We start from the raw sequence: 21,918 nt of genomic DNA on the forward strand, positions 1-21,918 counted from the left end.
TCCTCCTATTTTGGTAAAAATTCATTGGTAAATGCCTTTTCAGGATCGAAATCACCTTCAAGAAGCTTGTTTTCAGTCATCCAATCACTGTAATTCTTCCAGATTTCCAGTTTTTGTTCACCCCAACGCGGAGCATCATCCTGATACTTGGCTGCAAGCCACTCCTGGCTTTTCTTAACTAGTTTTGCATCAAGATCCGGCGCAGACTTAATTAACATGTCTGCTGCATCAGCAGGATTCTTAATCGCAAACTGGTACCCTTTCGATGCTGCATGAACGAATGCTTTAACAGTTTCGGGATCTTCTTTTATCATCTTTTCATTTGTAGTCAAAACAGGCGTATAGTAATCAAGCTTATCTGAGTATTCGGTTAAGTAAACCATATTAAGCTTTTCATTTCGCAACTCAGCCTCAATGCCTGTCCATCCATAATAAATCCAGGCAAAATCTATATCCCTTTTAACCGAAGTGAAAAAATCCATGTCTCCTGTATTGACTATATCCACTTCATTTACATCCGCATTTTCTTTTTTCATTAGTGAATCAATAATGGCCTTTTCAACCGGAGACCCCCAGCCACCATACGTTTTCCCTTCAAAATCCTTGGGAGTTTTAATGTTCTTTGCCTCAGGGGAAGCGAATCCAGAGGTATTATGCTGGATGACGGCAGCAACCGAAACAATCGGCACGCCCTGCACGCGGGCCTGCGTTATGCCCTCCTGGTAGCTCACGCCAAATTCAGATTTTCCTGAAGCGACAAGCTTATCCGCTCCAGCTTCACCTGGCATGATAATTTCCACATCAAGACCTTGGTCTTTAAAATAACCTTTTTCCTTGGCTACATACAATCCTGTATGGTTTGTATTCGGTGTCCAATCGAGCACGACCGATACCTTTTTTAATTCTTCATTTTTAGATGCTTCTTCTTTTTCATTAGTTCCGCCTGCACCGCATCCAGCCAAAAGGAACAACGAAGTTAACAGTGGTAAGAATTTATTCAAGTCATTATCCTCCTACACATCTTATAAGATCCATATGCCGGAACCATAATGGGGCTCCAGGTTCTATTCAAATACTGGATAAAAAAGCAAAAAACGCCCGAAGATGAATTCGGACGTTAACATACAAAACAGAAAATCAGTAATAATATGTTCCCTCCGCTGGCATCATCCAGATCAGGTTCAAAGAGTCAGCATCTAAAGGATGCAATCTCAGCCAGCAGTACTGGCCCCCCTACATTTCTCGCACATATGAACTTTTCTCTCTCATTATATCAATTCATAGGGAAAAAGGAATACTAATTTGCTTCTTCTCACTAATTGGAAAGGTATTCCTGGCACTTTAGGATTTCTTGCAAAACATCTTTTGGAACGAAAATCATTGAAAGCAAAATAATTCTGCCTCTTTCCTTTCTAATCATTCTTGGCTGCAACGGTGGCGGACACTTATCAAATAGTCATTTCTTTGCAAGCATTCATATAATGAGCATTACCTGTAGACATTTTTGTTTACCGGTTTTATTAAACCCTTAATTTCATAAGCAAAAGGTGGATATGATCATGATAAAGATTAATCACAAATGGTTAGATGTCAGTCAAATCCAACCAGGTACAGCATCTGCCAAATCACTTGAAACTCTTCAATGCTTGGCGGAAGATTCTAACGTTTTTGAATACCGGAACTTTGGGGATTTTAATTTCGAGATACAGCTGAGGAACCGAGTCATAGAGGCAGCTATTGCGTTGGATAAAAGTGGTCCGGAATTTTCCACACTTGAGGAATCTCAATCCAATCAAAAATATTGGCACCTTTCAAAGGATGGCACCTTTACCCTTCAGCCAGGGATTCTCCCTCATGCTGCGCTTGTTGACATTTTCATGAATGGAAGGCTTTATGCCTTCGAATGCGGGACAGCAATAGTCGTCACTTTTTTAAAGGCGATTTTGGATTTAATCGGCCCCAGGAATTTCGACTATCTTTTTTCAGACCTATTTTTATATGACTTTCGCCCTCCAAGGAATATGGCTCTTATCATTCACCAAGGACGGGATTATTTACCAGGGGATTGCGTTTACTTCATAAACCCTGATCATGACGAGACAACTCCTGAATGGCAAGGTGAAAATGCCATATTATTAGGGAGAAACCTCTTTTATGGCCACGGGATCGGGATTACCACTGCACAGGGAATCATCAATGAATTAAATAGCAATAGAAAGCCGTACGCCACCATATCAGCATTCTTGACAACACATATCATTTTCCTGGATAGTTCCTTCTATAGACAATTTCAACTAAATATCCCCCGAGCAAAGCCCGATCACTGTCCTGTCAGCCTTTCCAATTGTATTGTTTCTGAAATAGGTTCGAAGATATACCTTTCATGACCTTTTTGTTTTATATGCATAAAAAAATGCTTGGGGAGAGATCTCCCAAGCATTTTTTCTTTTCACGCACCAATATTCCCTTTGCCTTTGAACCTGCGGGCACTTGCCTGACCCCATTTCGTTATGGATAGTGTATAAACAGCCAAGGCTGACCATATGAACAAAAAGGCTAAAAGATGTGCTTTCGTGAAACTTTCATGATAGACGAATACCCCGATCAATAAAGATAAGGTCGGAGCGATATACTGAAAAATGCCAAGCATCGATAACGGGATCTTCTCCGCCCCTTTTGCAAAATATAAAAGAGGCAATGCCGTGGCAATCCCGCCGCCCACCAACAGCAAGCTTGTGCTTCCATCTGTAAAGAACTGCATTTCTGATCGGTTCATCAAGTAGATCAGGTAACCAAGGGCCAGAGGCGTTACCATCATCGTTTCGAGCGTCAGCCCGATCGCCGATTCGGCCTTGATCATTTTTTTTGCCAGACCGTATAATCCAAAGGTCATGGCCAAAACAAGAGAGATCCACGGGATCGTGCCGAAATGAATGCCAAGGATCAAGACTCCGATTCCTGCAAGCAGGAATGAAATGATTTGGGCCCCGCTCAATTTTTCTTTTAGGACTATCACGCCCAATAGTACACTGACAAGCGGATTGATATAATATCCAAGGCTCGTGTCGAGGATCCGTCCTGAGTTAACGGCCCAGATGAACACTCCCCAATTAGCTGTAACAAGCAGTGACGCCGTTAGTAATGCCGTAAAGAGTTTCGGATTTCCCATTATGTTTTTGACATAATCAAGAAACGCTTGCCATTTTTTCATGAACATCAATAAAACCAGCATGAACACGAAAGACCATAATACCCTCTGAGCTAAAATTTCTATTGCACCGACTCCCTGAAGGAACTTCCAGTAAATCGGCACAACTCCCCACATCATGTAAGAAAGGGCTGCATAAATCGCCCCTTCTTTTTGTTCATCCACTTTCATAACAAGCCTTCTTTCCATTTACATCCTTTATCTAACTCCAACTAACAATTTTGTATTTCCATTTCTTTTTTTGCAACTGTTAATTTTTATCATACATGATTTTGTCATCGATGACCGTCATGACCGCCTCGGCTTTCAGGAGATCATCCGGTGCAACAGCAAAGACATCCAGATTAAACACGGTAAAATCGGCATCGTACCCTTTATTGATCATACCACGGCGTTTTTCCTGGCCGATTGCTGCAGCACTCCCTTTGGTATACAGTGCGAAAGCCTCGTATACGGAAAGCCTTTCAGACAAACCATACACGGTACGGTCCTCACTGTTGATTTTCATCCTTGTGACAGCTGCATGAATGCCCAAAATCGGATTTAATGGTTCAATGGGTGCATCCGACCCTCCCGCACAAATGATGCCCAAATTCAAATAGGTTTTCCAGGCATAGGAGGATTCCAATAGATCGGCTGGTACCTTTTCTTCCACCCACGGAAAATCGGACGGGACGAAACCCGGTTGGATATCAAAAATTACCGGCAGCTTTGCCGCCCGCTCCAAAAGCTCCGGCCGCACAATCTGCGCATGGATGAGCCGGTCCCTCTGTCCCTTTTCCGGGGGGAGGGCTTCAATAGCATTCAAGACGTATTCAAAAGCAAGATCGCCAATCGCATGGACAGCAATCGGCATTCCGGCAGCCCTTGCTTTTTTCACCCATTCCTGAAGCTCGTTTTCAGTGAATATCGCGACTCCATTCGTATTCTTTTGATCTACATAAGGTTCGCTCAACAGGGCTGTGCGTCCGCCTAAGGAGCCGTCGGTAAAGATCTTCATGCTGTCGAATTTGATATATCGCGTACCTTCCTGATAGCCGCCGCCTGCTGCCAGCATTTCTTCAAACGCTTCGTGATGGACGAGCAAGTTGGCGCGAAAGGCCATTTCCCGGTCCTCGATTACCGATTTAAACGCCTGATATGTCGGCATGAAGCCATTATAGTAATGGAGGTCCTCAGTATGTCCGCCAGTCAAACCCAGCTTATATGCGTCTTCTATGGCCTCTGTGAGCGCGTTTTCGATATATTCTTGATCAATGCCGGGAAGACTGTCTAAAATAAGGTTCTGCGCCTGACTTTCTTTAAATAAACCATTTAAACGTCCGTCAGGATAACGGCAGATCACCCCGCCTGAAGGTTCTTTAATATCTTCTTTAATATCCGCTTCCAAAAGGGCACGGGAGTTGACGATCAGGGCATGCCGGCAGATCCTTTTCAATACGATGGGATGATCTGCCGAAATCGCGTCAAGTTCATCCCGTAATATCAATTCAGGTCTCGGCCATTCATTTTCATTCCACCCTTCGGCAACGATCCACTTTCCAACCGGGGTCTTTGAGCACTTTTCCTTCAAGGATTTCATGATGGACTCCCTGCTATCCATCAAAGAGAGGTCTAAACGAAGCAGCCTTTCTCCATGCCCGACCAAATGAAGGTGACTATCCACTAACCCCGGCAGCATCGTTTGTCCTTTTAAGTCGATTTCCCTGGAAATATTGCCGGCATATTCATTTTTCAAATGGTCCAGGCTGCCGGTATCAACAATTACCCCCTTTTCAGTGAAGACTGCCTCCACTTGATCATTTTCTTTAACCATCGTATAAATCGACCCATTGAACCATAACGTTCCCATTCCGGCTTTACACTCCTTATTAAATGATTGTTACTGTGCAGATATGCAGTAAGTGTACCATCTCATATCATGAATTCCCATATTTATGCTTTTAATCAATCCCCTATGTAATAAAAAAAACGCCAGCCATGGGGGCTGACGGTAATGCATTTCGATCAATTGTTAAGGAGTGCTTCTTCCCTCTTCCGTAAATCCACCCGTTTGATTTTACCTGATGTCGTTTTGGGCAGCTCTTCTAAAAATTCGATTTTCCTTGGATATTTATATGGAGCAGTCAATTCTTTCACGTGCGATTGAAGCGTCTTGATCAAGTCCTGGCTGTTCGGATCGATATCATCCATCAAGACGACATACGCCTTGACCACATTTCCCCTTATTTCATCAGGACTTGCTATAACGGCACACTCTTTAACATATGGATGCTTAACGAGTGCATCTTCCACTTCAAACGGTCCGATCGTATATCCCGAGCTGATGATGATATCATCAGAACGACCCTCAAACCAGAAATAACCATCCTCATCCTTTTTCGCTTGATCACCAGTGATATAATAGTCCCCGCGGAATTGCTGTGATGTCCGCTCCGGATCTTTAAAATATTCTTTAAAGAGAGCAGGTGTATCGACATGTACGGCAATATCACCCACTACGCCAGGAGAACAGGGCTTACCGGAATCATCAACGATTTCCACATGGTTGCCCGGAGTCGGTTTGCCCATGGAGCCCAATTTAATTCCCATGCCTTTCGTTACACCTACCAACAGGGTATTTTCAGTCTGTCCATAACCATCACGCACTTCAATCTGGAAATGGTTTTTAAAGACCTCGAACACTTTTTGATTTAAAGGCTCTCCCGCTGATACAGCACTATGAAGATGGGATAAATCATAGTCATCAAGGTTATCCACCTTTGCAATCAATCGATACTCGGTTGGTGTGCAGCATAATGCATTCACTTTGTAGTCCTGAAGCAGCTGAAGATATTTTTTCGCCTCGAACTTTCCATGATAAGCAAGGCCTGTCGCTCCCGTTCCCAGAACCGCCAGGAAAGGACTCCAGATCCACTTTTGCCACCCTGGGCCTGCTGTTGCCCAAACGACATCCGTTTCGCTGATGCCGAGCCAGTTTGCAGCAGACGTTTTCAAATGGGCATAAGCCCATCCATGTGTATGGACGACCCCTTTTGGATTTCCTGTCGTTCCGGAAGTATACGATAAGAACGCCATATCCCCACTCTTCGTGTCGGCCATTGTCAGCTGATCGGACTCCTCAGCTGCAAGCTCATTCAAATCCAGCCAATTTTCAATTCGTTTTCCGATTGAAAATTTAAGGAGGCTTTCCGCTCCTTCTATTTCATTCACTTCATGAGTATATTCATGATAACTGATGATTCCTTTGACATCACCATGGTTGACTCGATACTGCAAGTCCTTCGCACGAAGCATTTCCGAACAAGGTATGACAATCATGCCAATTTTTAATGCGGCTAAATACACTTGATATGCTTCCACCAAACGAGGAATTATGATAAGGACCGTATCACCTTTACCCAGTCCTTTATTCTTTAAGGCATTTCCAATTTTATTTGCACTTTTTAATAAATTCTCATATGTAAGTTGTTTTTTATCTCCGGTTTCGTTCTCCCAGAGTACGGCAACTTTTTCTGGATCTTTTGCATAACGTTCCATTTCACTCACTAAGTTGTAATGTTCCGGAGCCAATAAGTCTTCACGCTTCATATTCTTCCCCTCCAATTATGAACTCTTAGTACCTACTCATTATACAAGATACTTCTCTAATATTTCTATTTATTTTTATAAATAAATAAAGAGAGCGGGTGTTGAACCCGCTCTCTGCAGACGTAGACAAACTCGAAGAAAAGCGAATTTGCCTGCAGTTTTTTATTGATAAACGTTTCAGTTGATTTTAGAAATCCGATCCCTTTTCGCCGATTGTCTGCGTTATTCGGCAGGAGTGTCACAAATTTCTTCAATCCAATTAGAATTACAGAAAAAATAATGCAGTGTAACGAAGTCGACAAACGTAAAGAGAGCGGGTGTTAAAACCCGCTCTCTGTAGCCATATTTATTAAATTATCTGTTGAAACCTCCGCCTAATTGTTGTTCAGCCATTTGAACAAGGCGTTTTGTGATTTCTCCACCAACTGAACCGTTAGCGCGAGATGTTGTGTCGGCACCAAGTTGTACGCCGAATTCTGTAGCGATTTCATATTTCATTTGTTGTAGAGCTTGTTCCACTCCAGGTACCAATAATTCGTTTGAGCTGTTGTTGTTTGCCATGTGTTTTTCACCTCCTTGTGATTATAGAGTGTGTTAAAACACATGGCTTCATTCGCACAATTTTATTGGTAATTACAGGATATTAAAATAAATCTTCCATCGTTTCTTCCTTATCGAAAGTCTGACCAGGTTTAACCGTCAATATTTCTGTTTCGGAGACCGCTTTTTCGATCAAGGATTCAAAGTCGACGAAGCTTTCATAGTAATTGACCTTTTCACGTTTCGGTTTCGTTTTTGGGCTTGCCGGCGTAAAGACAGTACAGCAATCTTCGTACGGAAGATTGGATATTTCAAATGTATCAAGCTCTCTTGCAATTTTGATGATTTCCGTTTTATCCATGGTAATCAGCGGGCGCAGGATCGGTGTATTCGTCACCTCATTGATGGCAAACATGCTGCTCATCGTCTGGCTCGCAACCTGTCCAAGGCTTTCACCGGTAATCAGTGCCATGGCTTCTTCCTTTTCACGGATTCGATCGGCGACCCGCATCATTAAACGACGGGTAGTAGTCATTGAGTAGTTTTCCGGGATTTGTTTTTGAATCAATAATTGGATTTCCGTAAATGGAACGATATGCACTTTCATGCTTCCATTTATTTCGGCAAGCTTGCCCGCCAAATCAATGACCTTTTGACGTGAACGTTCGCTCGTGAACGGTGGGCTGTAGAAATGGATCGCTTCCACATCCAATCCCCGTTTCATCGAAAGGAATCCCGCAACAGGGCTATCAATCCCGCCTGAAAGCATCAGCATCGCCTTTCCGCTTGACCCGAATGGAAGACCGCCAGCCCCCTGGATGATTTCACCTGTCAAATACACGGCTTCGCGTCTCACTTCCACTAGCAGGTTCAAATCAGGGTTCTTTACATCCACTTTTAAATCCTCTGTATTTCGGAGCAAATGCCCGCCGATTGCCCTATTAATTTCATCGGTATTATATGGAAAATCCTTATCGGCGCGTTTTGTCGTGATTTTGAACGTGTTTACCTCTTCAAGAGTATGATTCAGGTAATACAATGCTGCCGTTTTCATCACTTCCAGATCACGCTCTATTTTTATCGCAGGGCTTAATGACTGAATTCCAAAAATGCCTTTCAATCGGTCAATGACAGGCTTATGGTCCGCACCGTTCAGGAGAACGTACATCCGCTCCCGGTTGGCTGTAAGCACTACACCTTCAATATCTTTTAAACTCCAGCGGATATGTGCCTTCATTTTGTCTACAAAGCCTTTACGGTTTCTTTTTTTCGTGGAGATTTCTCCATAACGGATAATTATATGATCAAATTTCATTTTGCAACCCTCATTATTTTTTCTAAATTAGCGACTATTTTCTGTATCGCCGCCAGAACTTGCTTTGCTTCTTCCATTTCATTGCCATAGGTAGTACTGATTCGGATGACGCTTTCGGAACGAGCCGAATTATGGAACATTGCATCCACCGTTTTGCTTATCGTTCTTTTTTTCGAAGAACAGGCACTAGTTGTCGAAACATATATTCCTTCCGATTCAAGTGCATGCAGCAATACCTCGGATTTAAGTCCGGGAACGGAAAAATTCACAATATGGGGTGCCCCTTCTTCAGGAGTGTTAACCAACACCCCGTCCATTTCCTTCAAACCTTTATATAAATAAGTTTTGATTTGCTGCAGCTTATCATGATACAGCAATTGATTGTTCATACTAATACGCAAAGCCTTCGATAGGGCGACGATTCCCGCAACATTTTCGGTGCCGCTCCTGATTTTCGTTTCTTGATTGCCGCCATGGAAAAGCGGATCGACCCGAACGCCTTCACGAACATAAAGAATGCCCGTCCCCTTCAAGCCGTGGACCTTGTGGCCGGAAATTGTACATAAATCCACATTGGCATCACGCAATGATAAAGAAACTTTGCCTGCTCCCTGCACATTATCGACATGAAAGAGCACGTTTGGGTATTGTTTTATCAATTTGCCGATTTCAGCAATCGGCTGTATCGAGCCAACTTCATTATTAACATGCATGACGGAAACCAAAATGGTATCCTCCCTCAATGCATCCTTAAGGTCCGTTACATCAATTTGCCCAAATTCGTTAACGGGAAGATTTGTGATCTCATAACCCATTTTCGTCAATGATTGGCATGCATCTTCTACAGAAGGATGTTCAATCGCTGTCGTGATTATGTGTTTGCCGCGATTTCCCTGAGAGTGTGCGGCCCCTTTAATGGCAAGATTATTTCCTTCCGTCCCCCCGGAAGTGAAATATATTTCCGAACTCTTCACCTTTAATAAATCAGCGATCTGCTTTCTTGCAGCGGAAAGCAGTTTTTCGGATTGCACCCCAAGTCCATGAAGCGAAGAGGGGTTCCCGAAATAGTCCGAAGTAACCTTCATGAATGATTCGATTACTTCGGGATATGGTTTTGTTGTTGCACTATTATCAAAATAAATCATGGGCTCACCTTCCATGTTTTTGTATCTATGATGGTCACTCTACTAAATATAAGTTTCAATGTTGCTGTTGCAACATCTAATATTAACATAATTGAATTTGAAAGAGAATGTAAAACACTGGTCCATGAATGATAGGATACCTGCTTCTTTTTATTCCCGAGAATGATTTAACTTTCCACCTAATCTATAAAAAGAAAAAAACCCGCCATGGCGGGTTTTCAGGAAAGGACTTCTTCTATGTTCGCACCAATTTTTCGTAAACTGCCTGGGTCGACCTTTTCTATGGCAGTGGCAGCCGTTTCCAATGCGGCTTGATATTCATAGCTTCGGAATTTCGCTTCGGCATCCCTTAGGCTCTCGGCTACCATATCGTGACTGCTTCGATAGCGATTTCCGAATTGGATCACCTTTTCGGCCAAATACATATGTTCGATCAATTCATGGGCTTTTTCGTGGACCCTATTCACCTGTTGAACCGCTTTTTCCAAATAAATATAAACAGCGGCCATGTCAAGCGGCTTTTCTTCAAGTTTCCCCTGAACGTCATCCATACTTTCTTTGGCATCAGATAGCACCACTTTATACTCTTCTGGAAGGCCTGGAATATTGCTTTTTGCAATTAAACGTCCAGTATCGACCATTTTACGTTTCAATTCAGCCAGTGAATCCCTGGCATCCATTTCATCTTTCCGTAAAGCCTGTAATTTAATGGTGAAGTCTTTCTGATTTTCCTGTAATTCCTTCAACTGTTCAGCCAGCCCCTGCATCTCTTCGCTGATAAGGGAGCTTGCCATCACATTATCCTCCATTTTCAAGACAAGCAATTGATGGCGTTTCGAAATCTGGGCAATCTGCTTTTCCATTTTCCGTTGTGCATCGAGCTCATTTTCCGTCAGATGATATGTGTGTTGAACATGTATCGTTTCAACTTTAAGTTTATCGTTTTCATATTCAAGGTCACTAATCGTTTTCCTGAGAACTTCATCATTTTTCAAGATATACTGTTTTGAAAGTACTTCTTTTTCCAAAAGGTCATAAAGCACCTCAATGCTTTCGCGCATATCTTTAATGCCTTTATCCACGGCTTCCGTTTCGGCATTTTCCAATTGTGTTTTATATAGTTCCAGTTCTTCCTCAAGCCGGGATATTTCCTGCTCGAATTGGATATGGCTCAACAGATACCCCTGTCCTGACATCTCCTCATAACCATCCTTCAATTCTTGAAGCTGGGAATGCAGCTCGGATTGGCTATCCACCAATAATTTCGGGAGCATTTCCATTTTAACTGACAGAACCGCCAATTTTTCCTTAATGGATAGAACAAGCTCCCTGGCATTCAAATAATTGCCGTTCACAGTCTCTTCGTCATACTTTTGAAGGATCTGCAATACCTCATCCAAGGTATTTTCCAGCTTATCAGCCGCTTTCCCGTAATTATGCCTGTGTGCAAGCAGGGATTTCTTCAATTGACGGTAGGATTCCTTGATATCCTCAATTTCCAATCGGTTTTTTTCCTCACTGCCTACGAGTTCATTCAGTTCGTATAAGATCTTTTTGATCATTTCCTCGATTTCATTCAGCTTGACTGTAATTTTGCGCTGTACTTCTTTTGAACGGCTGAAACGGTATTTATCGACGAATTCCTCGGCATCGAATAAAAGCTCTTCGACTTCGGGCATATGATCTGTAATGATGGCGTCCCATTCAATGCGCCAGTTCTCGAACATTTCCTCTGTTTCACCTGTCATGTTCAATTGTTTGACTTTAGAAAGCTCTTCCAGCACGGGGCGGTGCATGATGCTTATTTTCCAGGATTCCAGTCGATCGATTTCTTTAAAATATCTCTTTTTGAAAAAATAACCCCAAATGATGAAAATCAAAATTAATACAATTACCCCAATTATGTAATCCATGGTAAGCCCCCTGTTCTAGTCCTTACAGTCTTGCTCGTTTATATATCAATTTTAAAAATGTTAAATTTAATGCTTTTATGATACCATGTTAGCAATAATTTTTGACGAGAAAAATGTTTTTTTTGTAGAAATTTGCTACAAATACCTGTTTTTTGGGAGGGAAGGACCATGAAAGCTGACGGTCATGTGCACACTCCGTTTTGCCCTCACGGCTCTACGGATAAATTCGATGAATATATTACGCGGGGAATCGAGCTAGGATTAAAGGAAATCACATTTACGGAACATGCTCCATTGCCACGAAATTTTCAAGATCCTACGCCTGAAAAAGACAGCGGCATGGACGCTGCCCTGCTCCTGGATTACTTTCAAGAGCTCCGCGTACTGAAAGAACGCCATAAAGACAAAATCCTGATCAAAACAGGTCTGGAGGTTGACTTTATAGAGGGTTATGAAAAAGAAACAAAAGAATTCCTCGACGAAATCGGAGAATTCCTTGATGATAGTATACTCTCCGTCCACTTCATCAAGCATCAAAGCAGTTGGCACTGCATCGATTTCAGCGAAAATGGGTTTGGTGAGATTGCCAATGAACTAGGTTCAGTGGAATCGGTGTATGCCAAATATTACGATACTCTGGAAAAATCAATAACAACTGATTTAGGCATTTATAAACCAAAACGGATCGGGCATATTACGCTTGTCCATAAATTCCAGCATCGATATCCGCCTGCATCTAGTTTTGACGAGCAGGTTTACAAAGTGCTCGACATGATCAAAGAACAAAGGTATGAACTAGATTATAATGGAGCCGGGCATGTAAAGCCGCTATGCGGTGAACCCTACCCTCCTGAACGGTTTGCAAAGCGTGCTTTCGATCTCGGCATTCCGCTTATTTACGGATCCGATGCACATCAAGCTAAGGATTTGGGTCAGGGCCATCAGGCACTGATTGAAGGGTTCAATCGGTAACTCATGTATACACTTCAGCTCCGGCCCGCTAACAGTGGCTGTAGGTCTATGAAAAGGGTATCCTGCAAAAAACGTCCGACTTCATTGGCATAAATATTCGTGTAATAGGCTTCCTGCGGGAACACATGAAGCACATCCATCGCATAATGGGTATGCAGGACAGGGGCCGTCAATAAACCCTTCAACTGCAGCATATACATGGGAACCGAGACCTGCTGGAAACTCCTGCTCTTGATCCCCTGTTCCAAAATATATTGAAAATAAGACTTTTCCTTTGTAAAATAAGTCGAATGAATTTCACGATTTAAATTGGAATCGAGTGAAGATTCCCCATATATGAACCGTGCAGCAAGGAAGTTTTCCCTCTGGAAAGCGAGAATATCCTTTACAAGATTCATCAAGCAATGCTGCGGGCCTTTAAGTTCCAGCAATGTCATGTTCGTCTCAAGGACCAGGATATACTCTTCTAAATAGGAAGTGAAACAGAATTCCAGCAACCCCTGCTTATTCTTGAAATAGTAGGCAATATTTGCAGCGTTCACTTTGGCTTTATTCGCAATATCCCGTATGGATGTAGCATGATAGCCTTTTAAATGAAATAAATGCAATGCAGCTTCCACAATGGCTTGTTTCGTTGGCGTCTGGCGATTCATTCAGGCAATCCCTCGCTTTCTTTGAGACAAGTCTTGTGGACTATTTCTTCACGGAAGAGCCTGAATCCTTTAGTAAGTTCTCGACAATTTCCCAACAATAAAGCAACATGATTAGAAAGTGCTGTAAAAATATGCGGAAGACAGGTGAACGCTTTTGTTTAATGTCGAAATGTATCAAGGAAAAAAAGAAAATAACTATGAACTGGTCCAAAAGCAACTTCTTGCCTTAATTGAAGATGAAACGAACCGGATAGCCAATTTAAGCAATGCGGCAGCTTTACTTAATCAGTTTCTTGATGAGATTAACTGGGTCGGCTTCTATTTATACGAAGAAGGCCAATTAATTTTAGGACCCTTCCAGGGTCTTCCAGCCTGTGTCCGCATTCCAATGGGCAGGGGCGTTTGCGGGACTTCAGCGGCGACTGAAAAAACCCTGCGCATAGATGATGTCCACCAATTCCCTGGACATATCGCCTGTGATGCGGCATCAAGATCTGAAATTGTCATACCGCTCATGAAGGATGGCAAGTTGATCGGTGTCCTCGATATCGACAGCCCGGTCACGGGCCGTTTTGACGAAATGGATCAGCAGGGACTGGAGAAGTTCGCTGAAATCCTTACCAGGCATCTATAAAGTTAAAGGGAGCGGCAATCCTTGCCTGCTCCCTTTTCCATTACAGGCCCTATGTACATGTACCCGGTCCTTCCTGAATTCTTCGCAATATATAACGCTTCATCGGCCCATTTGATATTTTTCTCCATAATTTTTGTATTCATTATCTCATCATAACGCTTACAATGAAAAAACCTTTTTTAAATTTACCTGCTGCGATTCTCTTTATCTATTCCTTAATTAATTACAACTGCCCTTGACTCATTGAGCCAAATATTATACAATACTCCTTGTGTAAAATATTGCAGCCTATGTGACAGCCTTTATGTTCTCATTTTGTTCCTCAATACAGAGGTGTATCTCGTAACTCTCTGCTGCTAGGGCGAAGGTACATGAAAACAAAATGGTCATGATCGTACATTCACACGGTTTTTATTTTACCAAAATAAAAACATTTAAAGGAGGAGTCATCCTATGGCTCGTTATACTGGCCCAAGCTGGAAACTATCCCGTCGTTTAGGAATTTCCCTAACAGGTACTGGTAAAGAATTAGAAAAACGCCCTTATGCTCCAGGACAACATGGTCCTAACCAACGTAGAAAAATTTCTGAATACGGAATGCAACTACAAGAGAAACAAAAACTTCGTCACATGTACGGAATCACTGAACGTCAATTCCGTTCAATGTTCGACCGCGCTGGCAAACTTAAAGGTGTTCATGGTGAAAACTTCATGATTCTTCTTGAATCACGTCTTGACAACCTAGTTTACCGTCTTGGTTTAGCTCGTACACGTCGTCAAGCACGTCAACTTGTTAACCACGGTCACATCACTGTAGACGGAAGCCGCGTAGACATTCCATCTTACAAAGTGTCCCTTGGACAAACAATCGCAGTTCGTGAAAAATCACGTAACTTCTCAATCATTAAAGAATCAGTTGAAGCAACTAACTTCGTTCCTGATTTCCTTACTTTCGATGCTGAGAAATTAGAAGGTACTTTCACTCGTTTACCAGAACGTTCTGAATTGCCTGCTGAAATTAACGAAGCTCTTATCGTTGAGTTCTACTCTCGTTAATAACTTCAAAAAACCCCATCCTTGGATGGGGTTTTTTTTGCACCTAAACACCCCTGCACGAGAAAGCCCGGCTGTGATTCAGCCGGGCCTTGAACAATCATTTCACTAATGTATATTTCTTTTTGCCGCGACGAACTAGGATGAACTCCCCTTCAATCTTAGAAGCTTCCGTCACTACATATTGCAGATCAGTCACTTTCTCCCCATTTATGGAGATTGCCCCATTCTGAATATCTTCCCGAGCTTGACGCTTTGATGGCGAAATTTTCGCTTCAACGATTAAATCGACCAAACCGATATCTTCCTTGCTTTCACGTTCGAAGCTAGGGACATCTTTGAAGCCCAATTTGATTTCCGCCGCACTTAAATTCTTCACCTCTCCGCTGAATAGGGCGGCAGAGATTTTGATAGCCTGGTCAAGAGCTTCCTGACCATGAATCAAACGGGTCATTTCTTCCCCTAAAGCTTTTTGCGCTTTACGCAAATGCGGTTCGTTTTGTACAGATTGCTCTAACTCTTCAATCACCTCACGAGATAGGAATGTGAAGAATTTCAGGTATTTCACGACATCAGCATCGGCTGTATTGATCCAGAATTGGTAAAATTCATACGGAGTCGTCTTTTCAGGATCAAGCCAAATTGCTCCGCCTTCCGTTTTACCGAATTTCGTTCCATCCGCTTTCGTTACGAGCGGGATCGTCATACCGAATGCTTTTGCATCCTCATCATTGGATTTCCGGATCATTTCCAGCCCAGTCGTAATATTGCCCCATTGATCACTGCCGCCAATTTGCAATTTACAGTTGTAATTGCTGTATAAATGGCCGAAATCAATTCCTTGTAAGATCGTGTACGCAAATTCAGTAAATGAAATTCCCGAATCCAAACGGGAAGCAACCGTATCTTTTGCCAGCATGTAGTTAATGCCGATGTATTTCCCGTAATCACGCAAGAACGTGACCATATCGATTTTTCCTATCCAGTCATAGTTATTGACCATGACCGCACCATTTTCACCTTCGAATTCAAAGATGTGGGATAGCTGCCCTTTTATGCAGTCGGCATTATAGAGCACTTTTTCCAGCGTTTGCAGCTGGCGTTCCTCTTTTTTACCGCTTGGATCACCGATAAGTCCAGTTGCACCACCCACTAATACAATGGGACGATGGCCGTGCTGCTGGAAACGGCGCAATGTCAAGAATGGCAATAGATGTCCGATATGCATACTATCCGCTGTTGGATCGACACCACAGTATAAAGAAATTTTCTCTTTTTCCAAAAGGTTCTTAAAACCCTCTTCATCCGTTTGTTGATAAATAATCCCTCTCCATTCGAGGTCTTTAAGCAATTCCATTGAATATTCCTCCTCCATCTTAGAAAAAATCCGCAAAAAGCACACAAAAACGCCCCTTCATAAATATGAAGGGACGAATGAATTCGCGGTACCACCCAACTTGAGGACATAATATGCCCTCCGCTCAAGACGAATAACGGTCGTCAACCGTTTCCTGCTACTAATCATTTCACAGCAAATGCTCCAGGAAGTAATTCATCATACCATTTGTACCGATTTCCACTAACCACCGGCTCTCTGAAACAGGGATAGTCTGACTACTGGGTCCTATCATCGCGATCATTTAATCATTTTATTGTTGTTAATAAACTTTTATCATACATAAGAACCCTTGTCAACCTACCCTTACAGATTATAGAAAAATAAGAAAGATGCCCTTTCCCCTACCTGTTGTATGCTATAATATATGTGATTTCAGGGGGTATGATACGATGAATAATAATCAAAAAGATAGATTTCTAACAGTCTGGAAGCAGCTGACCAGTTTTTTTCAAAATGAAAAAACACATAGGAACGCGCGGGTTACATACCAAGTCATTTGGAATTTAACGCTGATCCTCATTATTGTCGGGATTTTAGGATTCTCATTCGCCGGCGGTGTCGGAGCCGGCTATTTCGCTGCCCTCGTCAATGATGAGCCGGTACGCTCAAAAGAAGATTTGAAAAAAGACATTTACAATTATGAAGAGACCTCTGAAGTATACTTTGCTGACGAAGTATACTTGGGCAAGCTTAAGAGTGACCTTGAACGTGAAGAAGTGTCCATCGATAAAGTTTCCGAGCATCTAAAAAATGCAGTCATCGCTACAGAAGATGAGTATTTTTATGACCATGACGGGGTTGTTCCGAAAGCTATCCTGCGTGCGATTTACCAGGAATTTTCGAATGCAACCGTCCAATCGGGAGGAAGTACATTAACACAGCAGCTCATTAAAAACCAGGTCCTGACCAACGAAGTATCGTTTGAACGGAAAGCAAAAGAAATCCTGCTTGCGCTCCGGGTCGAAAAATTCTTTGAAAAAGAAGAGATTTTGGAAACCTACTTAAACGTTTCCACTTTGGGACGAAATTCTTCAGGACGTAACATCGCTGGTGTCGAGTCCGCCGCTGAAGGCATTTTTGGCGTGGAGGCCAAAGATCTGACACTGCCCCAATCTGCGTTTATCGCTGGATTGCCGCAAAGCCCTTTCGGATATACACCATATACCCAGAAAGGAAAACTGAAAGAAAATCAAGAGCCCGGCATCAACCGGATGAAAACCGTTTTAAAGCGGATGTATAGTAACGGATACATAACAAAAGAAGAATATGATAAAGCAAACACATACGACATAACAAAAGACTTTATCGGCAAAACGGAGATGCCATCCGAGAAATATCCATGGCTCACCTATGAGATCGAAAAACGCTCAATCGAAATCCTATCCGTCAGTCTGGCAAAAGAAGATGGATATGAAGAGAAAGATTTAAAGAATGATGATTTAAAAGCTCAATATCTAGCACTTGCCGACCGTAAGCTTCGACAAAATGGCTATAAGATTTATACGACCGTCAACAAAAAGATTTATGACAAGATGCAGGAAGTAACGAAAAACTATCCGAATTTCGGGTACGATAAACTGGCGCAAGTCCCCGACCCGGATACGAAGGAAATGAAGACCGTGAGCCAGCCCGTAGAGGCCGGAGCGATTCTTATCGAGAATAAAACAGGGAAAATCATCAGTTTCGTAGGCGGCCGCGATTTCAAGCGGGAACAGACGAACCACGCAACCGCATCATTGCGCTCAAACGGATCAACGATGAAGCCGCTGGTGATATATGGTCCAGGCATCGAGCTAGGCAAGATCTCGCCTGGCAGCGTATCGGCCAACGTGCCGATCTCCATTCCAACAGGCGGCAAACCGTGGAGTCCAGGAAACTATGGCGGCGGCAGCTATACGGGAGTATCGACTGCCCGCGAGGCCCTGAAGAATTCCTACAATATCCCGGCAGCGCTCTTTTACAAGAAAATAATCAACCTGAGCCCCGCTTCGTATTTGGAAAATATGGGCTTCTCCACCGTGACGAAAGGGGATTACTCCAATCTTGCCTTGTCATTAGGTGCGATGGAAAAAGGTGTAACCGTTGAAGAAAACGTCAATGCATATGGCACTTTTGCCAATTCAGGAGAATTCATCGATGCTTATATGATCGATAAAATCGTTTCGAAAGATGGCAAAGTCATCTATCAGCATAAAGTGAAACCAGTGGATGTTTTCTCTCCACAAGCCGCTTACCTGACGCTTGATATGATGCGTGATGTCGTAAACAGCGGGACGGCGGCCTCAGTCAGGAACCGCCTTGCTTTCTCAAGCGATTGGGCAGGTAAAACCGGTACTTCACAAAACTATTGGGATGCCTGGTTTGTAGCCAGCAACCCGAATGTATCGTTCGGGACATGGCTCGGTTATGACAAGCCAAAATCCTTGCAAGGCACCTATAATGGGCTGGAATACAATAAACGTAATATGTATTATTGGGCAGATCTGATCAATGCCGCATATAAAGTCGACCCTAAACTCATCGACCCCGATAAGCGATTTGAAATGCCGGGCGGAATTGTCAGCCGTTCCTTCTGTGGCGTTTCAGGACTGCTGCCTTCAAGTTCATGCCAAAAGGCCGGGCTTGTCAAATCGGATTTATTCATTGCCAAATATGCTCCATCCAAGGCGGATGATAGTTTCATAGATGGACAATATGTATCAGTCGGCAGTAAACGCTACGCAGCCCTTCCGCAAACGCCTGGCGAATTCACAAGCGGCGGGTTCATGTTGAATCCCGATTCCTTTGCAGATATCGGATTGAAATATGTCAATGACCCGGGATCCGTAATTCCTGGAGCCGAAAAATCAGGAAATGTCGTCGGGGCGACAGCGAAATTGAATGATAATGGCAAAGCACCAGATCCCCTATCCATAACGATCAGTAACGATAAGATTACATGGGGCTTGCATGGCGAAGGAGATGTCGTCGGTTATCGTGTCTATAAAGACGGCAAAAAAGTGGCGAGCATCAATGCTGGGGAGAATCTTGTTTACAAAGTCGGCTCTGGCGGTTCCTATTACGTAACGGCCGTAGACATAGTCGGTAAAGAATCGGCCCCTTCTCAACGTGTTGAAAGCGGCGCTAAAAAGACAGGTTCAAAAGAAGATTCCACAAAAACTAAAGATGATCGCGGAAAAGATAAAATAGCTAACGAAGATAAAAAACCAGACTCAAAAGAAGAGAACGGTTCAGATAAAGAAAAAGAACCAGAAAAAGAAACGCAAACGGATAAAGATAAAGAGCCAGCTCAAGACAAAGAGCAGCAAAACAAAGAGAATACAGATCAAGAAAATCAAGAGACCGACAAAGAGCAAGACACAGTCAATGATAAAGAGCAAGACACGGATAAAGCTGAAGAAGAGGAAGAATGACACTCTTTCTTGAACTTAAACAGGCTGTCGGTTCCCCGACAGCCTGTTTCCTTATAATCTCCCAAAAAGGCATCCATGGAAGTGACCATGGATGCCTTTTTCCTTTTCAATACTCAGTAAGACTAAGCTTCTCAATCCTCCATCGATGATAAATCACCAGTTGGCAGATCAAGTTCCCAAGCTTTCAAGACACGGCGCATGATTTTACCGCTTCTTGTTTTAGGAAGTTTATCCCTGAATTCAATTTCACGAGGTGCCGCATGTGCCGCTAGACCATGCTTTACAAATGTACGAATTTCCTCAATCAATTCATCGTTTGCCTCGTATCCGTCACGAAGGGCGATGAACGCTTTGATAATTTCCCCCCGAACCGGATCCGGCTTACCGATGACCCCAGCTTCGGCTACGGCTGGATGCTCGACCAATTTGCTTTCCACTTCGAAAGGTCCGACCCGCTCCCCTGCCGTCATGATGACATCATCAACACGGCCTTGGAACCAGAAATAACCATCTTCATCCATATATGCGGAATCTCCTGAAACATACCAATCACCTGGCATAAAGTAAGATTCATATTTAGCTTCATTCTTCCAGACGGTCTTCATCATCGAAGGCCAGCCTTTCTTGATGGCAAGGTTCCCCATTCTATGCGGCGGAAGCTCGTTGCCTTGATCATCCACTATTGCCGCCTTCACACCTGGAATCGGTTTGCCCATCGAACCCGGTTTGATTTCCAGGCAAGGATAATTGCAGATGACCTGTGCCCCGGTCTCCGTCATCCACCATGTATCATGGATACGGTGATTGAATACCTTCATTCCCCAGCGCACCACTTCCGGGTTCAACGGTTCACCGACACTTAAAATATGGCGGAGAGAACTCAAATCGAACCGCTTAACGATTTCGTCACCTGCGCCCATCAGCATCCTGAAGGCAGTCGGGGCACTATACCAAACTGTGACACCAAAGTCCTCCAAGGTCTTGTACCAGGATTCAGGCTTGAACCGCCCGCCTACAATGACATTCGAGGTTCCTGTCAGCCAAGGTCCAAATATCCCGTAAGACGTCCCTGTCACCCATCCAGGGTCCGCTGTGCACCAATACACGTCCTCATCCTGCAAATCAAGGACCCATCTTGCCGTTTGATAATGCTGGATCATCGCATTATGAACGTGTAGCACTCCTTTAGGTTTGCCTGTGGAACCTGAGGTGTAGTGAAGAATCAGACCGTCATTCCGATCGACCCATTCAATTTCGAATTTTTTGTCGGCTTCTTTTAGTTTTTGATTGAAGTTATGGTAATTTCCTTCTTCCTTTATATTTTCCCCCACCAAGAAAATATGCTTTAAATGGGGTAATTCATCCACCGGGACACGCGGCAAAAGTTCAGGTGTCGTCACTATCACACTTGCCTCACTATCTTCAAGACGATCCCTTATGGCGCCTTCCATGAAGGCTTCGAACAACGGCCCTACGACCGCTCCCGTTTTAATCGCACCCAACAATGCAAAATAAAGCTCCGGGGAGCGAGGCATGAAGATGAAAACACGATCTCCTTTTTCCACATTGGCAATGTTCTTGAACACATTTGCCGCTTGATTCGTATAATCTTTCATTTCCTTGAATGTATACTTTTCATTTCTTTTATCGTCTTTGTAATAAAGGGCCACTTTATTCTTTTTGTATGTTTCGACATGGCGGTCAATGGCTTCATACGCAAGATTCACTTTACCGGTTTCAGACCAGGAGAATTCCTTTTCGGTCTCAGACCAGTCAAACTTATTGTATTTTTCATCATAATTCTTTAAATTAAAATTACCTTCCACTACTGGCAACGCTTTCACATTCATACGACAAACTCCCCCTTCATTCGGCTCTATATTTTTATTATAGTATAAGAATCGAATTATCTCAATTTTTAAAATATTGAATACTTCCATATTAGGGAAATCCCTTCTTGGTGAATTTTGAAAGTTACTGGTATATGTTATGGTTAATTGAAAGAAGAGGCACTGTAACAAAAGCGCCTTGAACTTTCTGAATTATGCCCCCCGTTTTCATGTATAATTTATGTAAGCTTTC

17 protein-coding genes, 1 riboswitch and 1 other annotated feature are annotated in these 21,918 nt (G+C 43.0%); of the genes, 5 read left to right on the forward strand and 12 right to left on the reverse strand.

All coding sequences use genetic code 11. The features are described from left to right. Window positions 1-5 precede the first annotated feature (5 nt). Entirely contained in the window at window positions 6-1,001 is a 996-nt protein-coding gene (locus ABOA58_RS20080; RefSeq protein WP_350299717.1) for an ABC transporter substrate-binding protein, read from the reverse strand. A gap of 134 nt (window positions 1,002-1,135) precedes the next feature. Then, window positions 1,136-1,245, reverse strand: a riboswitch (TPP riboswitch). A gap of 314 nt (window positions 1,246-1,559) precedes the next feature. Between ABOA58_RS20080 and ABOA58_RS20085 the strand changes: the two genes are divergently transcribed. After that, window positions 1,560-2,387 carry a protein-glutamine gamma-glutamyltransferase gene (locus tag ABOA58_RS20085; protein ID WP_350299718.1) on the forward strand — a complete coding sequence of 276 codons (828 nt, stop codon included), beginning with the start codon at window positions 1,560-1,562 and terminating at the stop codon, window positions 2,385-2,387. A gap of 62 nt (window positions 2,388-2,449) precedes the next feature. Here the strand turns inward: ABOA58_RS20085 and rarD are convergent, their stop codons facing one another. The 7 genes from rarD to ezrA all read right to left on the reverse strand — a co-directional run bounded on the left by rarD (window position 2,450) and on the right by ezrA (window position 11,712). Then, window positions 2,450-3,379, reverse strand: coding sequence for an EamA family transporter RarD (gene rarD / locus ABOA58_RS20090; protein ID WP_350299719.1), 930 nt, complete (start codon window positions 3,377-3,379; stop codon window positions 2,450-2,452). Window positions 3,380-3,458: 79 nt separating this feature from the next. Next, a complete protein-coding gene (locus ABOA58_RS20095; RefSeq protein ID WP_350299720.1) occupies window positions 3,459-5,060 on the reverse strand; it encodes an amidohydrolase in 1,602 nt (533 codons plus the stop codon). A gap of 155 nt (window positions 5,061-5,215) precedes the next feature. After that, window positions 5,216-6,799, reverse strand: coding sequence for an acyl-CoA synthetase MbcS (mbcS, locus tag ABOA58_RS20100; protein WP_350299721.1), 1,584 nt, complete (start codon window positions 6,797-6,799; stop codon window positions 5,216-5,218). A 354-nt stretch (window positions 6,800-7,153) separates the two neighbouring features. Further along, a complete protein-coding gene (locus ABOA58_RS20105; protein WP_034309203.1) occupies window positions 7,154-7,360 on the reverse strand; it encodes an alpha/beta-type small acid-soluble spore protein in 207 nt (68 codons plus the stop codon). 82 nt (window positions 7,361-7,442) lie between these two features. Continuing rightward, the gene (gene thiI, locus ABOA58_RS20110; RefSeq protein WP_350299722.1) at window positions 7,443-8,654 is read right to left on the reverse strand and encodes a tRNA uracil 4-sulfurtransferase ThiI; all 1,212 of its coding nucleotides are present in this window, start codon (window positions 8,652-8,654) and stop codon (window positions 7,443-7,445) included. Beyond that, window positions 8,651-9,799, reverse strand: coding sequence for a cysteine desulfurase family protein (locus tag ABOA58_RS20115; RefSeq protein WP_350299723.1), 1,149 nt, complete (start codon window positions 9,797-9,799; stop codon window positions 8,651-8,653). Before ABOA58_RS20115 ends, thiI begins: the two co-directional genes overlap by 4 nt. A gap of 218 nt (window positions 9,800-10,017) precedes the next feature. Further along, on the reverse strand, window positions 10,018-11,712 hold the full coding sequence (ezrA, locus tag ABOA58_RS20120; RefSeq protein WP_350299724.1) for a septation ring formation regulator EzrA: 1,695 nt from the start codon (window positions 11,710-11,712) through the stop codon (window positions 10,018-10,020). Between the two features lie 168 nt (window positions 11,713-11,880). On the opposite strand from ezrA, the gene hisJ reads away from it, so the two are divergent. Continuing rightward, entirely contained in the window at window positions 11,881-12,684 is an 804-nt protein-coding gene (gene hisJ / locus ABOA58_RS20125) for a histidinol-phosphatase HisJ (protein ID WP_350299725.1), read from the forward strand. Window positions 12,685-12,698: 14 nt separating this feature from the next. On the opposite strand, the gene refZ is transcribed toward hisJ, so the two are convergent. Then, window positions 12,699-13,337: a forespore capture DNA-binding protein RefZ gene (refZ, locus tag ABOA58_RS20130; protein WP_101222952.1), complete on the reverse strand. Its 639-nt coding sequence runs from the start codon at window positions 13,335-13,337 to the stop codon at window positions 12,699-12,701. Window positions 13,338-13,491: 154 nt separating this feature from the next. Here refZ and ABOA58_RS20135 point away from each other — a divergent pair, with 154 nt between their 5' ends. Next, the gene (locus ABOA58_RS20135; protein ID WP_350299726.1) at window positions 13,492-13,971 is read left to right on the forward strand and encodes a GAF domain-containing protein; all 480 of its coding nucleotides are present in this window, start codon (window positions 13,492-13,494) and stop codon (window positions 13,969-13,971) included. 2 nt (window positions 13,972-13,973) lie between these two features. On the opposite strand, the gene ABOA58_RS20140 is transcribed toward ABOA58_RS20135, so the two are convergent. Continuing rightward, window positions 13,974-14,114, reverse strand: coding sequence for a hypothetical protein (locus ABOA58_RS20140; RefSeq protein WP_350299727.1), 141 nt, complete (start codon window positions 14,112-14,114; stop codon window positions 13,974-13,976). Between the two features lie 310 nt (window positions 14,115-14,424). Between ABOA58_RS20140 and rpsD the strand changes: the two genes are divergently transcribed. Further along, the gene (gene rpsD, locus ABOA58_RS20145; RefSeq protein WP_063232686.1) at window positions 14,425-15,027 is read left to right on the forward strand and encodes a 30S ribosomal protein S4; all 603 of its coding nucleotides are present in this window, start codon (window positions 14,425-14,427) and stop codon (window positions 15,025-15,027) included. Window positions 15,028-15,124: 97 nt separating this feature from the next. Here the strand turns inward: rpsD and tyrS are convergent, their stop codons facing one another. Beyond that, window positions 15,125-16,381, reverse strand: a complete 1,257-nt coding sequence (tyrS, locus tag ABOA58_RS20150; RefSeq protein ID WP_350299728.1) for a tyrosine--tRNA ligase — start codon at window positions 16,379-16,381, stop codon at window positions 15,125-15,127. Window positions 16,382-16,447: 66 nt separating this feature from the next. Further along, window positions 16,448-16,664 (reverse strand) — a binding site (T-box leader). A gap of 148 nt (window positions 16,665-16,812) precedes the next feature. On the opposite strand from tyrS, the gene ABOA58_RS20155 reads away from it, so the two are divergent. Next, window positions 16,813-19,836, forward strand: a complete 3,024-nt coding sequence (locus ABOA58_RS20155; protein ID WP_350299729.1) for a transglycosylase domain-containing protein — start codon at window positions 16,813-16,815, stop codon at window positions 19,834-19,836. A gap of 131 nt (window positions 19,837-19,967) precedes the next feature. Here ABOA58_RS20155 and acsA read toward each other — a convergent pair whose 3' ends face one another. Beyond that, window positions 19,968-21,686: an acetate--CoA ligase gene (gene acsA / locus ABOA58_RS20160; protein ID WP_350299730.1), complete on the reverse strand. Its 1,719-nt coding sequence runs from the start codon at window positions 21,684-21,686 to the stop codon at window positions 19,968-19,970. Window positions 21,687-21,918 lie beyond the last annotated feature (232 nt).

It is taken from the genome of Peribacillus frigoritolerans (assembly GCF_040250305.1).
Lineage (GTDB): Bacteria > Bacillota > Bacilli > Bacillales > DSM-1321 > Peribacillus.